This is a genomic window from Vibrio sp. ZF57, assembly GCF_001691235.1.
Taxonomy (GTDB): Bacteria; Pseudomonadota; Gammaproteobacteria; order Enterobacterales; family Vibrionaceae; genus Vibrio; species Vibrio crassostreae_C.
Window position 1 is genome coordinate 1 of the sequence record NZ_MAKD01000003.1, and the last position, 17677, is coordinate 17677.

15 protein-coding genes and 2 pseudogenes are annotated in these 17677 nt (G+C 44.9%); 10 read left to right on the top strand and 7 right to left on the bottom strand.

Annotated features, from left to right (window positions below):
* Positions 1–202: pseudogene (locus A6D97_RS00265) on the bottom strand (hypothetical protein); the annotation flags it as partial.
* 110 nt (positions 203–312) lie between these two features.
* Here A6D97_RS00265 and A6D97_RS22135 point away from each other — a divergent pair.
* A pseudogene (locus A6D97_RS22135) lies at positions 313–767 on the top strand (AraC family transcriptional regulator).
* 232 nt (positions 768–999) lie between these two features.
* On the top strand, positions 1000–1878 hold the full coding sequence (locus A6D97_RS00275; RefSeq protein ID WP_065583557.1) for a 6-carboxytetrahydropterin synthase: 879 nt from the start codon (positions 1000–1002) through the stop codon (positions 1876–1878).
* A gap of 99 nt (positions 1879–1977) precedes the next feature.
* On the opposite strand, the gene A6D97_RS00280 is transcribed toward A6D97_RS00275, so the two are convergent.
* Positions 1978–3018 (bottom strand): acyltransferase family protein, encoded by a 1041-nt coding sequence (locus tag A6D97_RS00280; protein ID WP_065583558.1) that lies wholly within the window; start codon positions 3016–3018, stop codon positions 1978–1980.
* A 123-nt stretch (positions 3019–3141) separates the two neighbouring features.
* Entirely contained in the window at positions 3142–4098 is a 957-nt protein-coding gene (locus tag A6D97_RS00285) for an AEC family transporter (RefSeq protein ID WP_065583559.1), read from the bottom strand.
* A 161-nt stretch (positions 4099–4259) separates the two neighbouring features.
* On the opposite strand from A6D97_RS00285, the gene A6D97_RS00290 reads away from it, so the two are divergent.
* A complete protein-coding gene (locus tag A6D97_RS00290) occupies positions 4260–4853 on the top strand; it encodes a TetR/AcrR family transcriptional regulator (RefSeq protein WP_017072389.1) in 594 nt (197 codons plus the stop codon).
* Positions 4854–5029: 176 nt separating this feature from the next.
* Positions 5030–5878 carry an alpha/beta hydrolase gene (locus A6D97_RS00295; protein WP_017065066.1) on the top strand — a complete coding sequence of 283 codons (849 nt, stop codon included), beginning with the start codon at positions 5030–5032 and terminating at the stop codon, positions 5876–5878.
* A gap of 320 nt (positions 5879–6198) precedes the next feature.
* Here the strand turns inward: A6D97_RS00295 and A6D97_RS00300 are convergent, their stop codons facing one another.
* Positions 6199–8739 carry a glycosyl hydrolase family 18 protein gene (locus A6D97_RS00300; protein ID WP_065583560.1) on the bottom strand — a complete coding sequence of 847 codons (2541 nt, stop codon included), beginning with the start codon at positions 8737–8739 and terminating at the stop codon, positions 6199–6201.
* Between the two features lie 399 nt (positions 8740–9138).
* Positions 9139–9603 (bottom strand): DUF2850 domain-containing protein, encoded by a 465-nt coding sequence (locus A6D97_RS00305; protein WP_017065063.1) that lies wholly within the window; start codon positions 9601–9603, stop codon positions 9139–9141.
* 307 nt (positions 9604–9910) lie between these two features.
* Here A6D97_RS00305 and A6D97_RS00310 point away from each other — a divergent pair, with 307 nt between their 5' ends.
* On the top strand, positions 9911–10192 hold the full coding sequence (locus A6D97_RS00310; RefSeq protein ID WP_065583561.1) for a pyrimidine/purine nucleoside phosphorylase: 282 nt from the start codon (positions 9911–9913) through the stop codon (positions 10190–10192).
* Between the two features lie 222 nt (positions 10193–10414).
* Here the strand turns inward: A6D97_RS00310 and A6D97_RS00315 are convergent, their stop codons facing one another.
* Positions 10415–11287, bottom strand: a complete 873-nt coding sequence (locus A6D97_RS00315; RefSeq protein WP_065583562.1) for a pirin family protein — start codon at positions 11285–11287, stop codon at positions 10415–10417.
* Positions 11288–11445: 158 nt separating this feature from the next.
* Here A6D97_RS00315 and A6D97_RS00320 point away from each other — a divergent pair, with 158 nt between their 5' ends.
* On the top strand, positions 11446–11730 hold the full coding sequence (locus A6D97_RS00320; protein ID WP_065583563.1) for a hypothetical protein: 285 nt from the start codon (positions 11446–11448) through the stop codon (positions 11728–11730).
* Positions 11731–11755: 25 nt separating this feature from the next.
* On the opposite strand, the gene A6D97_RS00325 is transcribed toward A6D97_RS00320, so the two are convergent.
* Positions 11756–12946, bottom strand: a complete 1191-nt coding sequence (locus A6D97_RS00325) for a GGDEF domain-containing protein (RefSeq protein WP_065583584.1) — start codon at positions 12944–12946, stop codon at positions 11756–11758.
* Positions 12947–13280: 334 nt separating this feature from the next.
* Between A6D97_RS00325 and A6D97_RS00330 the strand changes: the two genes are divergently transcribed.
* The 4 genes from A6D97_RS00330 to uhpB all read left to right on the top strand — a co-directional run bounded on the left by A6D97_RS00330 (position 13281) and on the right by uhpB (position 17672).
* Positions 13281–13619, top strand: a complete 339-nt coding sequence (locus A6D97_RS00330; RefSeq protein ID WP_065583564.1) for a DUF1840 domain-containing protein — start codon at positions 13281–13283, stop codon at positions 13617–13619.
* Positions 13620–14025: 406 nt separating this feature from the next.
* On the top strand, positions 14026–15420 hold the full coding sequence (gene uhpT, locus A6D97_RS00335) for a hexose-6-phosphate:phosphate antiporter (protein ID WP_017061544.1): 1395 nt from the start codon (positions 14026–14028) through the stop codon (positions 15418–15420).
* Between the two features lie 147 nt (positions 15421–15567).
* Positions 15568–16176: a transcriptional regulator UhpA gene (gene uhpA / locus A6D97_RS00340; protein WP_017061545.1), complete on the top strand. Its 609-nt coding sequence runs from the start codon at positions 15568–15570 to the stop codon at positions 16174–16176.
* The gene (uhpB, locus tag A6D97_RS00345; RefSeq protein WP_065583565.1) at positions 16176–17672 is read left to right on the top strand and encodes a signal transduction histidine-protein kinase/phosphatase UhpB; all 1497 of its coding nucleotides are present in this window, start codon (positions 16176–16178) and stop codon (positions 17670–17672) included. Before uhpA ends, uhpB begins: the two co-directional genes overlap by 1 nt.
* Positions 17673–17677 lie beyond the last annotated feature (5 nt).

Genomic DNA, 17677 nt, shown 5'->3' on the forward strand with positions numbered 1-17677 from the left:
CATTCTTATAGGTCGCTGTGAACTCAGATGTGCCTTTTACTGGACCTTCATTGGCAAAGTAAGCGACAGGATCATAGCCTTTAATTGCGAGGTTATTGCTGTCGACACTCATATCAAGGTCTGCTGCCATTAACGAAAAGCTGGTGCCTAGTAACGCGGCCATTAGAGTGATTTTTTGACTGGTCGATTTCATGTGTGACATATCAAGTTCCTTGTCAGTGTTGGTTATCTTGTTTGAAATAATTTAGCCCACTCGTCCGGTCTATAGAGGGACAAAAGAACTAAAAACTAAGCGAATCGTTCGGAGGATGCATGGATCTGCTTTCACAACTAATGGAACACTTCTCGATACGCACTGGCGTTTTCTATTCTGGAAACCTGTGTGGAGTATCGTCATTTAACGCGCAACAAGGTAAAGAGGGCCACCTTCATGTATTGAGCGCGGGGGAGTTGAGCTTGTCTAGCGCTCACACGGAACACAGGCATTTGTCGCAGCCTTGCATTGTTTATTTGCCGAAATGGCGTCACTGGCCGCGATGTCTCGTACTCAGTTTATTGAAGCGTTCAAACGGGAAGTGGGTGAAACGCCGGGAGATTATGTGCAAAAGTGGCGAGTCTCTGTTGCTCAATCTCTGTTATTGCAAAATAAGCCGATCAATTGGGTCGCTGATGAAGTGGGTTACAATAGCTATTCAGGATTCTCACGTGCTTTTCAACATGTTGCCGGAGTGTCGCCGCGCCTTTGGCTAAAGCAAAATGCGTCGTGAAACGGCAGGCAATCCCCACCCGATTTATGGCTATTCGTATCTGGCTGGTCTATGTTTTAGCGGAAATTGTATGTAGTTTGTTCTTTTATCGGAAGAGGGTGTAAAAAGGTGGACTTTATAAGCTCGTTGTAACATCCTGCCCGTCCTATTTTATCTAGACACCAATGAGACGAAGTGCCTGCTGAACATTATTCAGCCTCCCGTATCTCATTAAAGTATTAAGGAGTTCAACTTGAACCTATTTGTAAGAGACCTTACCGTTATCGATTCTTCATACATCTGTGAACACAGAGGGGTCGTAGGAGATAGTTGGATTTTAGATGTCACCATGTCTGGTGAACTTAATGAAATGAGCATGGTGCTGGATTTTAGTAAGGTCAAAAAGCAGATCAAACAGTTGGTTGATCAACATGTTGACCACCGCTTACTGCTGCCAATGAAAAACTCTGCAATCGTGCATCAAGCAAGCAAAGCCGGTTACTCTAAGGTAGATGTGTTGCGCGGTGACAAGAGCCTGCACCTGCACTGCCCTGATGAAGCTTACTGTCTGATTGACGCTGAAGCGATCACCATCGAGAGTGTGACCGCTCATGTTTATGATATTCTTCGCGACAGCCTTCCAAGTAACGTCACAGGGTTAGAGATTACCCTTCGCCATGAAAACATTAATGGTGCGTTCTACCACTATACTCACGGTTTGAAAAAGCATGATGGTAACTGCCAGCGCATCGCGCATGGTCACCGTTCTCCAGTAGAAATCGTGGTCGATGGTCAGCGTGACGGGCAACGTGAACAAGCATTTGCTCAGCGTTGGGAAGACATTTATTTAGGTTCTAAAGAAGACCAAGTTTCAGTTTCATCACTTAACCTGAGTGAAAACGCGAACAGTGTTAATGATGAAAGTCACTATGGCTTCCGCTACACCGCGCCACAAGGCGAATTTGAGCTAGCGATTGCTAAGAGTGAGACGGAAATTTTACCGACAGATACCACGGTGGAATTACTTGCTGGCTATATCGCGGATCAAGTTGAACCTAGCCTAGCAGAGAACCAATCACTACAAATCGTCGCTTATGAAGGTGTTGGCAAGGGCGCAATGGCGTTCCGATAACACTCCAGCGAGTGACACAGTCTCATTACTGACATGATGAAATAAAGGCAAGATAATCCGTTATCTTGCCTTTAATTTTTGTTGCTCTTTATAACTGATTTAGCGAAGTAGCACGCGTCGCAGTGGTGTTTTCTCGATCCCAGCAACCAACCCGAAGCTCAACAATACGGTGCCAAAAAATACGGTCACGTCTTTTGCTAACTCAGTGATACCCAAAACTCCGCAGACATTGAACAGCACGATAATGATCAAAAGGTGGCAAACGTAGATACCCAACATACGATTCGAGATCGCGCGAACCCACGCATAGTCGCCGATGTTTGGATTAGCCAAAAGCCACATAAACACGCCCATTCCCCATAGTGCCGTACCAAACAAGAAATCATTCATGTTGAACCCGACGTCGAACGTGGTGAGCCACGCCGCCTCAGCAAAGTGAATCAACATGCCTAACGCTAATAACGCCAGCGCTTTAGCGGATGACACCTTCCATTGATTCTGACGAATGAGGAAACCTAAGGTCACCATTAACGTGCTAAAGAACGGGCCATTACGCGTGAAGAAGGGTGCTTCTAATCCGGTCAGCGTTGCGTAGCTTCCTGCCAAAACACCATAGCCATAGAGCGCTATGGCTATCGGTAATAGAAGTTTGTTGAGCTTCAACTCAACCAATAAAGCGATGATCAACACTGCGCAAACAAGGGCTGGAATGAACCACAAATGCACCAGACCTCCCTCTAAGAATGAGTTAAGAGGAGTGCTCATTAAGAAACCCCAATAGCCTTCACGTTCACCTAGATAGCCAAACTCTTCTACCTTCGCGAGATTGAATGGCATCGCTAAACAAATGATGCTCCATGCCAACCAAACCTTAAGCAGTGGTTTAGAGTAGTTAAGGACGGTTTCCCATGGCGATGCAGCCAACTTAGGCTGAATAAGATAACCAGAAATCAGGAAGAACAGAGGCACCGCAAAACGAGCGGTTTGGTTGAGTACATAACCGATCCAAGGCACTTCATCTATTTGCCAATAAGTGAGTGCCATTTGGCCGTGTAAACCAATGATCGCCAAGATAGCAATCACTCGGCCTAACTCGATACTGGCGATGTGTTGTGAAGGCGTATGTTGAACGGAAGACATATCAGATCTCTTAGTAAAATTTTTACGAAATCTAGCAGCCTTTCTGCCCAATCAGTTAGTCCTAAATCAAGGCTTATGACCTTTATTTCAGGGCTTGTGTCGGTTTTTTGAAGCCTGTCGCAGCTATATTAAACCCATTGCGGTGAGTGCAAAAATACCTAGTGTGCAAGTGATAAGAGAAACAACGGTCGTGAGAGCGATGATGTTAGCCGCCAGGGTTGAATTTCCTCCCATTGCACGAGCCATAACATAGCTTGCCGCTGCCGTTGGTGCAGCGCTCATCAAGAAGATAAGCCCGAGATCGAGCCCTTCAAACCCTAAGTACCCAGCAGCCAATGTAATCAGTAAAGGTGAGGCAATTAACTTGTAGCTAGAGGCAAACCACGTCGATAACTTTTCTTGTTTGAGCGAGCTGATATCGAGCGACCCACCGGTACACAGCAGTGCTAAAGGCAACGTCATGTTGGCAAAATATTGACCAGCATCAGTGACCATTTTTGGGATAGGAATCGAAAGTGCATAGAAGACGACCGCTAAGAAAATAGCGATGATCAATGGGTTTTTGGTAATCGACTTAGCGATCACTTTAATCGCTTTCGCGCCTGTGTCTTCGCCTTTGGGTGTCAGTGCAATTACGGCTTGAATGTTATATAGCACGGTTAGGGATGCGACATAGATAGCCGCCAATGCCACGCCTTGGTTACCATAAATATTAGCTACATAGGCGAGGCCGATGATCGCGGTATTAGCGCGGAATCCACCTTGGACAATCACACCTTGATCTTTCGAACCTTTAAATACTAACTTGGTCGAGAAAATCGTGAACAAGAAAAAGATAAAGTTAGCGATGACGCCAAACGCAACTAACGCGCTACTGGCTGAAAAGTTGTGATTCGATTGAACAATACTCAGAAATAGCATCGCGGGCAGGGTGACTTGAAATACCACCTTAGATGCGACATCAATGAAATTGTCATTGATTAAGCCGATTCGTTTGAGCATCACACCAAGAAACAGCATTAAACAGATAGGGCCTGTTACTGACGCCGAAAACGCAAACTGTTCCCAAAGTGTGTTCATTGTTTTTCCTTTGTTAGTCGATTTCAATTTCCTTTGAATACTGTCGCATTTTTCCACAGTTCTTTGATAAGACAAAATGAATACCTAGGGTTAAGTAAAAAATCTTGAAAAAAAGAACGAACGTGCTAAAAATAACGTATCAGATTTATCCTTGGTGAATAATGAGTAAAGGAAAGATAACCAAAGAGTATATTTTGAGTCATGCATTCGCACTTGCGAGTGAAAACGGGCTTGAGAGTTTGACGATTGGCGAATTAGCCAAACAGTGTGGCATGTCTAAGAGTGGCTTGTTTGCACACTTCAACTCTAAAGAAAACCTGCAACTCTCTGTACTGGAGTATTCCAACGCCATATTCACCGAAAGAGTCATCATTCCCGCAAGAGAGCTGGGAGATGGTGATATTGAAGCGAAATTGAAACAGCTGCTCGACAATTGGTTGGGCTGGAACCATTCATTCCAAGGCAGTTGCATGTTTATTGATGCATGGAAAGATGCGGGCAGTGAAACGTCTGTGATTCAGAAAGCACTGCAGAAAACCATTTCAGTGTGGATTGATTACTTGACGATTCAGGTAGCAAAAGCGGTTGAGAGCAAACAGTTCAGAGCCGATTTAGATCCTAAACAGGCAACCTTTGAGTTATACGGCCTCTACTTGAGTGCCAACTTGTTCTACTCGTTACGAGGCCAACAAGCGAGCCACACCCACTTTTGGAGTGGTGTACAGCGCTTAATCGCTAGCTGGAAAGAGGTTTAGCTCGCAAAGCATCTGAGTTTTGTTTAACTAAGGCTTATAAGAAATTTTAAGAGAAGTGGCGGCAAGCAGCCATAAAAAGCGCTATCGCCATTTTTTACACTAACAAATAGCACGGTCGTTCGATTTTCAGGGCCGAGCTCGATCCGCCAATGATGATGGCGATACAAGGACCGGTCATGAGTGACAAAATCTACTTTAATACATCGAACAAATTCAGCTTCAAGCGCAGCTTAATTGGCGCAACAACCAATCTTCATTACATCCTAGCGCCGAGTCATGCGAAGAAAACAGCACGTAAGTTGCTGCTCACTCCAATGCGTACTGAGCAGAAAAATGCTGATCCCCAAGGGCTTATCAAGAGTGAAATCAAAGGTCGTGATGGCGTTTTAAAAACCTATTCTTTGGGTACGGGGCCTGTTTGGGTGCTGACTCATGGTTGGTCTGGCACCGCGAGTCAGTTTTTCCCTCTGATGGAACATATCGCCGCTAAAGGTTTTACGGCTCTGGCTTATGATCACCCTGCTCATGGTGGCAGTGATGGTGTACATGGTCATATTCCTGCGTTTGTGAACGGCCTTGAAGCGATTCTCGATTCGGTGGGTGAGGTAGCAGGTTTGGTCGGTCACAGTATGGGCACGGCTTCTGCGTTGGAATGTAAGCACGTTAAATTGGAAAACAAGCCATTATTGCTGATTGCACCTGTACTGGATTATCTAGAAAACCTATTTGGCAGCGTTGCGCGTTCTGGCTACTCAATGAAACTGTTCGAGGCGGTAGTTGGAGAAGTCGAAGAGCAGTTTAACTACCCGATTCAGTCTGTTGATCCCTATGGAAAGCTAGCGCTTCGTGAGTCTCAGACGATCATCGTTCATGATGAGCAAGACAAGTTTACTAAGTTTGATGTGTCTCAGCGTGCGGCTAATGAAATGGGTCGCGTTACTTTAATTGCGACTCAAGGACAGGGCCACGGGCGAGTAATGAAGTGCCCACAAGTGTTCGAGAGCTTTGATAACTTAATTGGCTAAGTCTAATACCAATCGTAGTAAATAACTGTTCACCCTAGCTTGTTAAAAATCTCGATAACGTCGTTAGATTTTTTGATTGTAGAATAACTACTTATCGAAACTATTTATTGAAAAGAGCAGCCTTGTTCTCAAGCTTTTTTCCTGCGCTATTTTTGAACACTTGCTTACTGTGATTGGTATAACGAGCGCAAGTCAGTAGAACGCCAGTAAAAAGATCGTAAGCTCAAAGCTAAGAAAACAAACATTAAAAAGGCCAACCAGACATTATCTGGTTGGCCTTGCTTTTAGGTGCTTAGTTGGTGTTTAGCTCAATCCTATTTTTAGTTAGCACAGCTTGCTGGGCCGATCTCTTTCCACACGCCCCATTGGCCTGTCGTTGTTGGATCTTCACCGGTTGTCCACCATTTCGCTTCCCAAACCTTACCGCCTTGAGTCACTTGGTCGCCACCAGTGTAAACCGCGCCTGAATCCCAAGCGTTAGTACACGTACCGCCGCCTGTGGTTTTCTTAAGAACTTTCACTGAAGTAGCCGCAACCGATGTATCAGTGCCATCGCTGACCGTTACAGAGAAGTTCAGCGTTGTATCTTGCGTGTATTCCGCCGCGACAAAGCTCACTGAAGCACCTTGAACCGTTGCATCGATACCAGCAGGTACATCCCACGTGAAGGTCAATGTGTCTTGGTCTGAATCGCTTGAAGCCGAAGCATCAACCACGACTACATCACCTGCATTCACTTCAGCCGTAGCCGTAACCACAGCAACTGGTGCTGTATTGACTGGGCCTGTGTCTTTAGGAGTTACCGTTACAACAACGGTGTCAGTTGCAGTAGCGCCTTCGTTATCAGTTACCGTTAGGCTGAACGTGAGTGCTTCTTGTTGCGCGACTTCAACCACATCGAAGCTTGCAACTGCTGCATTCGAGTTGGCCAGCGTTACTGCCGTACCGCTTACTTGTGACCAAGCGTAGCTCGCGATTGTGCCGTCGCTGTCTTTTGAAGCGCTGCCATCTAGAGAAACAGAAGCTGGGCCTTCAACGGATTGGTCGGCACCTGCTGCTGCAGTTGGTTTACGGTTTACAGGATCGGTGGTGCCACCTGCTAGACCTTCATGCATTGCATTTAGGATATCGCCGTTATCTGCATCAATTTCCCAAGAGAATAGACCTGCAAGACCAAGACTACGAACGTACGCGCCTTTTGCTTTTACCGAGCGGTCATCATCAAATGTGATTAGCTGACCTGAGGTGCGATTCCAAACGTAAGGCGCTTCTGCCATTTCGTCGTAGCCGTATTCGAAGCCATTGATCCCTTGGTTGTTCGTACCAAGCATGTTCGCCTTAATGCCTTTGTAATCGATAACGCCATCTTCCCATACACCCTGAGCAGAGCTGCCGGTCAGTTTGCCATTACCTACGCCAGTCATTGGGTCGCTCGGATCAGAAAGTGATGAGGGTAATACGCCTTCCCAACCACGACCGTACATCGCTGTACCAACCACAAGCTTGTTCGCTGGAACACCTTGCTCAAGCAACAGTTGGATGCCGTTGTCTGTGGTGTAAGCTGGGCCTGTGTATTGTTCGCCATTTTCATCAAGGCCTGTGCCATCACATTGACCAGGACGCATGAAGTTACCGCAGTTTAGTGCTGTTTGGTGACCTAACACGTTGTTCCAACCGCCGTAGAAGTCGTAAGTCATTGCGAAGATGTAATCCATGTATTGGATAGCATCGCCGTAGTTCACGTCTTCAATCTTATCGTGACCAACACCGATCGCAGAAGTGAGCTCGTAAGTACGACCGTTTTCCGCTTCTAGCTCATCTAGCATCACGCGAAGTTCTGCCATCAGTGCAATGTAAGCTGGGCCGTCATTTACAGGATCACCAAGGTCTGGAGCAGCACCGCCACCACCAGGGAATTCCCAATCGATATCCACACCGTCGTAGAATTTCCATGTGTTAAGGAATTTCTTAACAGACGCTACAAAGGTGTCACGGTTGGCTTTAGTTGTGAAATCAAAGAACGGGTCAGACAGCGTCCAGCCACCAATCGATGGGATGATCTTCAAATCAGGATTACGTTGTTTGAGCGCCATCATCATTGCGTAGTTACCCTTGATCGGTGAGCTGTATTCGTGTCCCGCTTGAGGGAAGCTTTTCTGGAAAGCCGCCCAAGGGTCATGAATCACCACTTCGTAATCGTTAACACCCTGACAAGCTGTCATGAGGGCGTTGTAGCTGTTTCCACCTACCGATTTTACTGATTCGTTAGGACCACAAATTGGGATGAAGCCGTAAAGGATGTGGGTCAAGTTATCAGCAGGTAGGTTATCTACCGTGTAGTCACGACCATAAATACCCCACTCAACAAAGTAAGTACCGACTACCGTGTTTGGATCTGTGTTGTATGACTTGTTGTTTGGATCCACATTCATCGCAAGTGGCGCTAAGTGTGCGCCATCTGTATCGGCAATCGTGATTTTAGCGGGTGCGCTTTTGCTACAACCTGTTTCGTCACACGCTTCTATTTCCATTTCGAATAAGCCGCCTTGGCCATATTCGAATGAAGCCGTGGTTTGGCTGCCAGTGATTGGGCCAGTGGCTACTTTAACGCCATCAAAGTAGATGTTGTACGTGTTTCCTGACGTTCCGCTCCATTGGTTGAACTTGACGTCGACCTTTGCTTTATCGTGATATTTCACCATCTGGTTGTAGCCAGAGGTGGTTTCCATCGCGAGTTCAATTTTGGAAAATTGCAGGTTGTTGGAACCGTACATGTCGATGCTAGGTGCTGTTGGAGCAGCTAATGCTGTACCAGATAGCGCTAGAGCAATGCTCGCAGCACAGGTATTTATACGAATCATACTTTTTCTCTCATTCCTTGAAGGTTACGAGAACCAAATGGCCCCATAAAACGGCTCCAGTCAGTTTTGAAGGAGCTTCCCAGTCAGTATTCGAGAGAGTTTTAATTTCATAACTGAAAATAAATCCGTTTTCGATGGACAACTAAAAAATTGTATCTTGTTACAATTCTGTTGCTTAATGAATGAGAGGCTGAGTCCATGTTTTATAAAATAAAACATCCTTCAGTAGGAAAATCTCACAAGTGAAAATTCACGACATGAAGTTATGAAAAGGTGCGACAAACTATAAGAAAATACTGTGGATTGAAGCTGAATCACAAAGTGAAGTATGTTGAGCGAGCGGGGTCGATCGACGGGTAAACTTGAAGACGAATGCTTATGGCAGTATGGATAAGAGGGTTATCTTTTGAATTGCTCAGCTAAGGAAGCGCGTCGTTGTTGCATGACACTATGGGTATCACCAGTCGCAGTATCTTCGTAGCCTTCTTTAATAAATTGCTGAGATGGTACGCTTGGCTCTAATCGCTTTAAGCGAGGCGAATCGTAAGTACCACTGATGGTGTAAACGGTGGTTCCAGAGCCAGTGTTGATCGTGACGATCTTCCCGTCAAAATCGAATGAGGTAGTGATAAGGCGATGATTCATCATCACACCGTTTTCTGAAAGTGTCAGGATGTCGGTGTTGTAAGGTGGCGCCGCAATCTCTATCCATGTGCCATAGACGTTGCTTGGGCTGACAGATTGCTGGTGGGCTTGGTAAGCAAAATAGCCGGCGGTGAGGGCAACCATAAAGCCAGCTAATAGGAAGCCGTAGAGTAACGAGTTGGCAAATAGATCTCTGCTTTTAGTCGGCTTTTTTGCCATTATCTCTTCATTTTTCGACTGATATTGTTTTAGATTCTATTAATTAAAACCTTAGTTTGCAAAAATTGTTCTAAGAGTTAGAAGCAGGATCGAATGTTCTAATAAATGTGGTTGCGTTAGTGGTTTTTAGCCTTGCTCCTCAGTATTTACGCTATCAATGAAAGCGAACTCCAGAAATGCTTAAGCTATGCGTATTTATTTCTTGTAGGAAAGTCTCGAATTGGTTAAAACAATTATCACCTAAATTTACGCATAGGCTTACTCGGTGAGCTCAATAATTGCAATTTGAAGATAACAAGGAAGTACAATGATTAAAGAAAACACATACTTTGAAGGTGGCGTTAAGTCGTTAGCGTTTAACCAGTCTGGTGCTGATGTGAGTGTTGGTGTAATGGCGGCTGGTGAGTACACGTTCGGTACTGGGGCTCCAGAAAAGATGACCGTTGTTAAAGGTGCTTTGATTGTAAAGCGTGTTGGTGATGATGACTGGACGACATACCAATCTGGTGAGTCTTTTGACGTTGCGGGTGACTCTTCATTCGACCTACAGGTAAAAGAAGCGACTGCTTACCTATGTGAGTACTTGTAATCAGGTCTAAATTTGTTCAATCAGGCATCGTTTGTCTCTGATTTAATAGAAAAAAACCACGCTCTAGGAGCGTGGTTAAATAAGTGATAGTAACCGGCAGTGGATAGTGTCACTTGTTTTTGTAGTCATCAAATGGATGACCAAATCGTTGTTCGTTGCAAAATCTCTTCAATCTTCAATCTTCAATCTTCAATCTTCAAAGCTCAACTCAAAGCCAAGACATCAGTAAGTCTCAAACACACCGTTGTTGTAGTCTTGAATTGTTTGTTCAATCTCTTCCATCGAGTTCATGACAAACGGACCATAGTGCACAACAGGTTCATTAATCGGTTCACCAGAAAAAATCAGTACCCCTGAATCTTCTAAGCTACCCAAAGACAGCAAGTCAGCTTTGGTGAGTTGGGCAAGTTGACCTTGGTTGATGACTTTGTCGCCGATCTTAATACTGCCTCGGTACACGTAAGTCATGGCATTGTGATTAACATTAGTCCCTAACGTGACTTTTTGCCCAGAATGAGAGCGCCAATCCGCAACGCTTAATGGCACACCTGTTTTCTGTAATGGGCCTTGAGCTCGTAAAGCCTCTGAATCATCGTCGGTTTGGTTGTGCAGCTCAAACCCTCCGGCAATCATTCTTAACAAGCCACTTTGTTCACTTTGATGTTCCACGATGCTTTCACTTTGGAAGTCGTGATATTGCGCCGGCTGCATTTTGTGTGTCGCAGGTTGGTTTATCCAAATCTGGAAACCATGCAGCGCGCCTTCTTCCATCATTGGCATTTCACTGTGAATGACACCACGACCTGCAGCCATCCACTGCGCGCCACCGCTGCGCAGTTCTCCAACATTCCCCATATGGTCTTTGTGTTGGAAGTGACCTTGCAGCATGTAAGTGAGCGTTTCTATCCCACGGTGAGGATGTGGAGGAAAGCCGCCAACATAGTCTTTGCTTTCATCCGATTTAAGTTCATCAATCATCAAAAATGGAGAGAAACGTGCGTTGTTAAAACCAGCGAGTCTTTGGATTTTGACGCCATCACCGTCGGAGGTGGCATGTGCTGTAATCACATGATCTACTGCTCTTACATTCGTCATTTTAAAACCCTCATAAACTTGAATAGCTGTAGTTTATGTAATTTGATTGAAAAAGAAGATGGCATAGCGTTGAGTGACTTATTCGAAAATCTTGAACAGGTAACAAGATGAAATTATGTCTATACTTGAGTGGAGAGTAGACCGCCAAGGAGGCCGCTATGGCAGTTCAGCAAAAACATGGCGAAAGGCATGGTCGGATGGGTTTTGATAACGACTTTACAACGGAGCAAGGTCAGCGTTTTACAGAGGTTGCAAACAGCGCGGTTAAACGCCGCGTGAAAAAACGTGAGATTGAGGCGCCGTTTATTCAGTCGGCTAAGCAAGCCGCTTTTAAAACCGTGGTGAGGCGACCTAAAGGGAATAACCCAAACCGAACACGTCAAGTCATATGGATTATTATGATCGGGTTAGTGAGTCTTTGGCTTATGTACCTTGCAGGTTAGCAGCGCCGCTCCGCTATAGGAATGGCTAGCGTTGGCGCGTTTTTAATAGCGTAACATTGTTCCCTTCGATCTTCGCTTCAAAGCAATCTTCAAGTTCAGATGAATCCGGTGCTGAGCTAACAAGGCTCGTTGGTAGTTCTTCTATCAGGGTCGATACTGGGTTGTCGTGATAATAAGCATATCGGTTTTTTCCTGAATGCTTGGCAACATACATCGCTTTATCAGCACATCTCGTCAGCTCATGTAATTCTTGGGCATCTTGCGGATACAAAGCAACCCCAACACTTAACGTCAATTCCTTGATTCTCTCGTTTGTTTGGCAGCCGCTTTCGAACAGCCCGCAGATCCTATCTAGAATGCCGTCTAGATCTTTACGAGTTGGCACATCGTAGAGCATCAGAACAAACTCGTCTCCAGCAAAGCGCGCGATGGAATAATCGTATTCATGGCTTTTTCTGTCTCTGGTTCGAATGTTGTTGCTCAAGCGATTGGCAAAATGCTGTAAGACACTGTCTCCCACATCGTGCCCGTAGCTGTCGTTAATGCCTTTAAAGTCATCTATATCCAAAAAGACCAATGCCGTAAGTGATCGCTCACTATCCACGGTGGCTAGTTTTTCTGTCGCCCAGCGTTCAAAGCTCCAACGGTTTGCCAAGCCGGTTAACTGATCTCTGTAAGCGAGATCTTCAATGCCTTCTTTATACAGGCGTTGAATATAACTGACGGCTTTTGTGTAGTAATAGGCGGATGTGTGGCACACCAAGCTCATGGTAAATAAGCTAAGGAAAAATCTGTGTGTGCTGTTAAATGGTAAAGAAAAATTGTTGGGCATTGCTGTAATCAAGGTGCTGATGAACAGGCAAAACGAGGTGCTGAAGATTATGCCAATTCTGAAATCATTAATGAAAATGACCGCGGCCAGAATTGGGTAGAGCCAGAGGATGCGATCTGGGATGGCGTGACTGTACAAGAATAGGATGACGCCCTGAACTAGAAGAACACCACTCAGAATCAATTCGGAATACTCAGGATTGATGACTTTTCTTACATATAAAGCGTTAGAAATGGCAATGATGGCGAAGCACAATTCGAAAACCGACAGTGTGTAATGTTGGCCTTGGAAGTAAGCCCAAGTGTAGAAAATGAATAACGCAGCGGCAGTCAGTGAAAAGGAGTGGACAATTTTTTGCTTGCGGGTGGACCGTATGTCCGCCATTTCTTCTAGGTGTCTGCCGACCAGCCTTTTCATGTGATTTGTGCCAAAGATTTTGATAATGGAGTTAATAGTAGATTAGATAATAAGCTACGCGGAGATTTAGAGGGCTATTTAGTGTGATTGTTATCAAGGTTTTATATTAAAAAGTAATCAACCAATAATAAATAGTGATGTGTATCACTGACGGCGCAAGCTTGTCCGAGCGTGAGGATAATCAAGGTTCGATTTGGCAAAAGCGATTTAGTTATTATCTACTTGCTTTCCAATGATTTACTCAACATAGTTTGTATATAGCTAAATGTTTATAGATACCTAAATTTGATAGAGGCTCATTATGTTAATTACCTTTAGTTGCAAGGCTCATGCTAGCGTCACGATGTTTGGTGAGGTAGGTCTTCAGTTCATTAAGATGCTTGGACATAGTGGCGCTATTCCAGGAGCCATTGATGCTCCAGACGTTCCTCAAGCTCTGGATAATTTACGTACTGCGATAGCCGCAGAGCAGAGCAAACCAATCGAGCAAGAGAATGCTGATGACGATAATGAAGAAGAAGTTGTTGAAGCGCCTGTCAATATCGGTAGCCGAGCTTTTCCGTTGGTTGAACTGTTGAAAGCCGCTATCACAGAAGAGTGCGAAGTAATGTGGGAAGACGGCAGCGGTAAACGACTGTAGTACGATTCACGCGAAACGTAACAAGCCTATTGAATCTATTTTAATCAGAATGAATGCTGAACCAGTATCGGACACACCATGACCATGGAGTTTTATGGTGATGAACCGATACTGGTGTTTTTTTAGTGAAGTAATCCACTCGTTTCTGTTTATTTACAAGGTTCGTCAGCCCTGAAATGAGTGACTTTTGTTATCGTAATATCAATCCATAACAGACCGTAAACAAAGTGATGCTGTTCACGCTTTCTTGACTCCCAATTCTGAACTAAGAATTTTTCCTAGTTATTCTAAGACCCTCTCTCATGCGGTCGATTTTTAGACTCCTTATTATTTCACGGTCAACTAACAAACAATGTATGGCCGCAATTATGCCGTGCAGACCTCACAAAAAATAAGAGAGTTCACAATGTTAAAGTTCCTAGATCAGGTTCGAAAACCGACGCTAGATCTTCCGGTCGAAACTAGAAGAAAAATGTGGTTTAAACCATTCCTACAATCTTACCTCGTCGTGTTCATTGGTTATCTAACCATGTATTTGATCCGTAAGAACTTCAATGTCGCGCAAAACGACATGATTTCTACTTATGGATTATCGATGACGGATCTAGGTCTTATCGGTCTGGGTTTCTCTATCACTTACGGTATCGGTAAAACCGTCGTTTCCTATTATGCCGATGGTAAAAACACCAAGCAGTTCCTGCCATTCATGCTTGTCCTTTCTGGTATCGCTATGTTGGGCTTCAGCTTCAGTATGGGCGGTGGCAGTGCTAGCTTATTCTTGATGGTTGCCTTCTATGCGTTGAGTGGTTTCTTCCAAAGTACCGGCGGTCCTTCAAGCTACTCGACCATCACTAAATGGACGCCTCGTAACAAGCGTGGTTCTTATTTAGGCCTTTGGAATATGTCGCACAACGTGGGTGGCGCAGGTGCCGCTGGTGTTGCTCTGTTCGGTGCTAACTACCTTTTTGATGGCAACGTGATCGGTATGTTCGTGTTCCCATCAATCATTGCGATTGTGGTTGGCTTTATTGGTATGCGCTTTGGTAATGACTCTCCAGAAGCCTATGGTCTAGGTACGGTTGAAGAGTTGTTTGATGAAGAAGTCAGCGAAGAAGATACGGCTGCTGAAGAAAATCAAATGACTAAGAAAGAGATCTTTGTTGAATACATCCTGAAAAACAAAGTGATCTGGTTGCTCTGCTTCGCGAATATCTTCTTATACATTGTTCGTATCGGTATCGATCAATGGTCTACCGTTTATGCGTATCAAGAGCTAGGTCTATCAAAAGAAACCGCGATTTCAGGCTTCACTCTGTTTGAGGTTGGTGCACTGGTCGGTACGTTAATGTGGGGTTATCTGTCAGACCTTGCGAACGGACGCCGTGCTTTGGTTGCTTGTGTATCGCTTGGCCTGATTATCGTTTCGCTAGAGTTCTACCAGCATGCAACCAGTGAGTTCATGTACCTAGCATCACTGTTTGTGCTTGGTTTCCTAGTATTTGGTCCTCAGTTGCTGATTGGTGTTGCTGCAGTAGGTTTCGTGCCTAAGAAAGCAATCAGCGTTGCGGATGGCGTGAAAGGTACATTTGCTTACTTAATTGGTGACAGCTTTGCCAAACTTGGCCTAGGTATGATTGCAGACGGCACACCTATTTTTGGTTTAACGGGTTGGAAAGGCACGTTCGCAGCGCTTGATACGTCAGCTGCCATTTGTATCGTGTTACTGCTATTCGTTGCGGTTGCGGAAGAGAAGAAGATTCGCCACGCTAAGAAAATACACTTAGCGTCTCAAAACGCGTAGCGAGTCTCACGTGCTTTATTGGTTTAAAGCACGTGAGATCATACCAATCGTTAGTTCGATTCAGTATCATCTCTATCAATAAACTTAATTTTAGATAGCTCCTGTTGGGGCTATTTTTCTTTCTTACTCTTAATTTTGGTTAATATCATGATTAATGTTGCGCTTGTTGATGACCACGTCATTGTTCGATCTGGCTTTGCTCAATTACTCAGTCTTGAAGCTGATATTACGGTCGTGGGTGAATTCAACTCTGCGGCAGAAGCGCGCCTAGGATTGCCAAGTTGTCACCCTGATGTCGTGATCTTAGATATCTCAATGCAAGACGAAAGTGGCCTGAGCTTATTGGAAGAGATTCCATCTGGCATTGCCAGCATCATGTTGAGCGTTCATGACTCGCCGGCGATGGTTGAGAAGTCATTAGAGTTAGGAGCCAAAGGTTATCTCAGCAAGCGCTGTAGCCCTGATGAGTTAATCCAAGCCGTACACACGAGCGCAAATGGTGGCTGTTATCTCACGCCCGATATCGCCATAAAGCTTGCGACGCCCATGAAGAATAAAGCCTCTTTAAATCAGCTCACCCGCAGAGAAAGCGAAGTGTGTCAGTTATTGGCGACAGGGCTCGATGTAAAATCTATTGCCGTAGAGCTAGGGGTTAGCCATAAAACGGTGCATGTACACCGTGCCAATGCTATGGACAAACTCAATGTTAAGAACAACGTCGAGTTAGCTAAATTGTTTACACAAGACCAGTATTAATGCGTTCTTACCTAGCCACCTCCCTGTGTGGGGTTTTTATGGCTGGTTGTGCATGGTTCTGTTTGTGGGTTATTGCCTTCTATTTTATTAATGACCCTGAGTTAGCCATTCTGCTTTTCCCGTTTTCACTTCGATTGGGAATGACGCTGCACACTCGCACTCACTATTGGCCTGCTATCTATATTGCCGAGTGGGGGCTTGCGATCGCTTTAGCTCTGCTACTTGATGAACCTCAATGGCTGACGATACTCATCGCCAGTGGATTGAGTATTCCTGCCACGCTAATTGCCAAGCGTTATTATTCTGGTGACCAGAATCGTCACTTGTTAGTGATGGCGAGCTTAATCATGGTCACAGCATTTATTAACGTTGCCGTGGTGGGTTCTCATGTTTCTGCTGTTTACATGGTGTGGTTGGTGAGTATTACTGGCGGACTGATGCTGGTGCCGATGTGTTATCTGGTCTGGAACTATCTATTCCAAAACAAGTGTGCACCATTGAGCTCTTACTTAATCAATAATGTCGTTGAGTTCAAAATCCGTCATATTGCTTTATATAGCGTGTTGTTGGTCGCCAGTATTTTGATACAAACCAGTTTGCCTGATGAGCTAAGGCGCTTTGCCCCGTTCTGTATGGCGATCCCTATTATCTTGCTCGCCGTTCGTTATGGATGGCAAGGTGCTCTGCTTGCAACAATGTTAAATAGTGTCGCGTTGATTGCAGCCCACAGCGGAACATCCAAACTCGAAATTACCGACTTACTCTTGTCTCTATCTGCTCAAACCATCACAGGTATACTGCTTGGTTTAGCGGTTCAAAAGCAGAAAGATCTCAACTCCAAATTGCGAAGTGAACTCTCCAGAAATCAAAACCTTTCACGTCAGTTAGTTACCGCTGAAGAGTCGGTTCGTCGTGATATTGCGCGTGAACTGCATGATGAAATCGGCCAAAACATCACGGCAATTCGTACTCAGGCAAGCATTATTAAACGTGTCGACGCGGCTGAGATGAGCGTTCGCTGTGCGGGTACCATTGAATCATTATCTTTGAATGTTTATGACACCACCAAACGTCTACTTACAAAATTAAGACCTAAGATGCTGGACGATCTGGACCTAAAAGATTCCGTGGAACAGCTTATTCGAGAGATGGAGTTTTCGGATCACGGCGTTGATATTCAGTTAAATTGGCAAGGTGATTACTCGTGTTTGAGTGACACGCTTAAGGTCACTATCTTCAGGCTGTGCCAAGAATCTCTAAACAATGCCTCTAAATACGCCAACGCGAGCGAAATCAGAATTGAACTGCTTTTAGGTGACCAGGCTTATCTTCAGATATCAGATAATGGCATTGGTTTTACAGCGCAAGATCTTCTCAAAGGAATGGGTGTTCGCGGTATGCAAGAGCGTGTTCAGGCGCTCGGCGGCAAGATGACAATCAACGCTAATGGCTCATCTTCGGGTACCAATATCAGCGTTACATTACCTAAAGTGTGAGAACG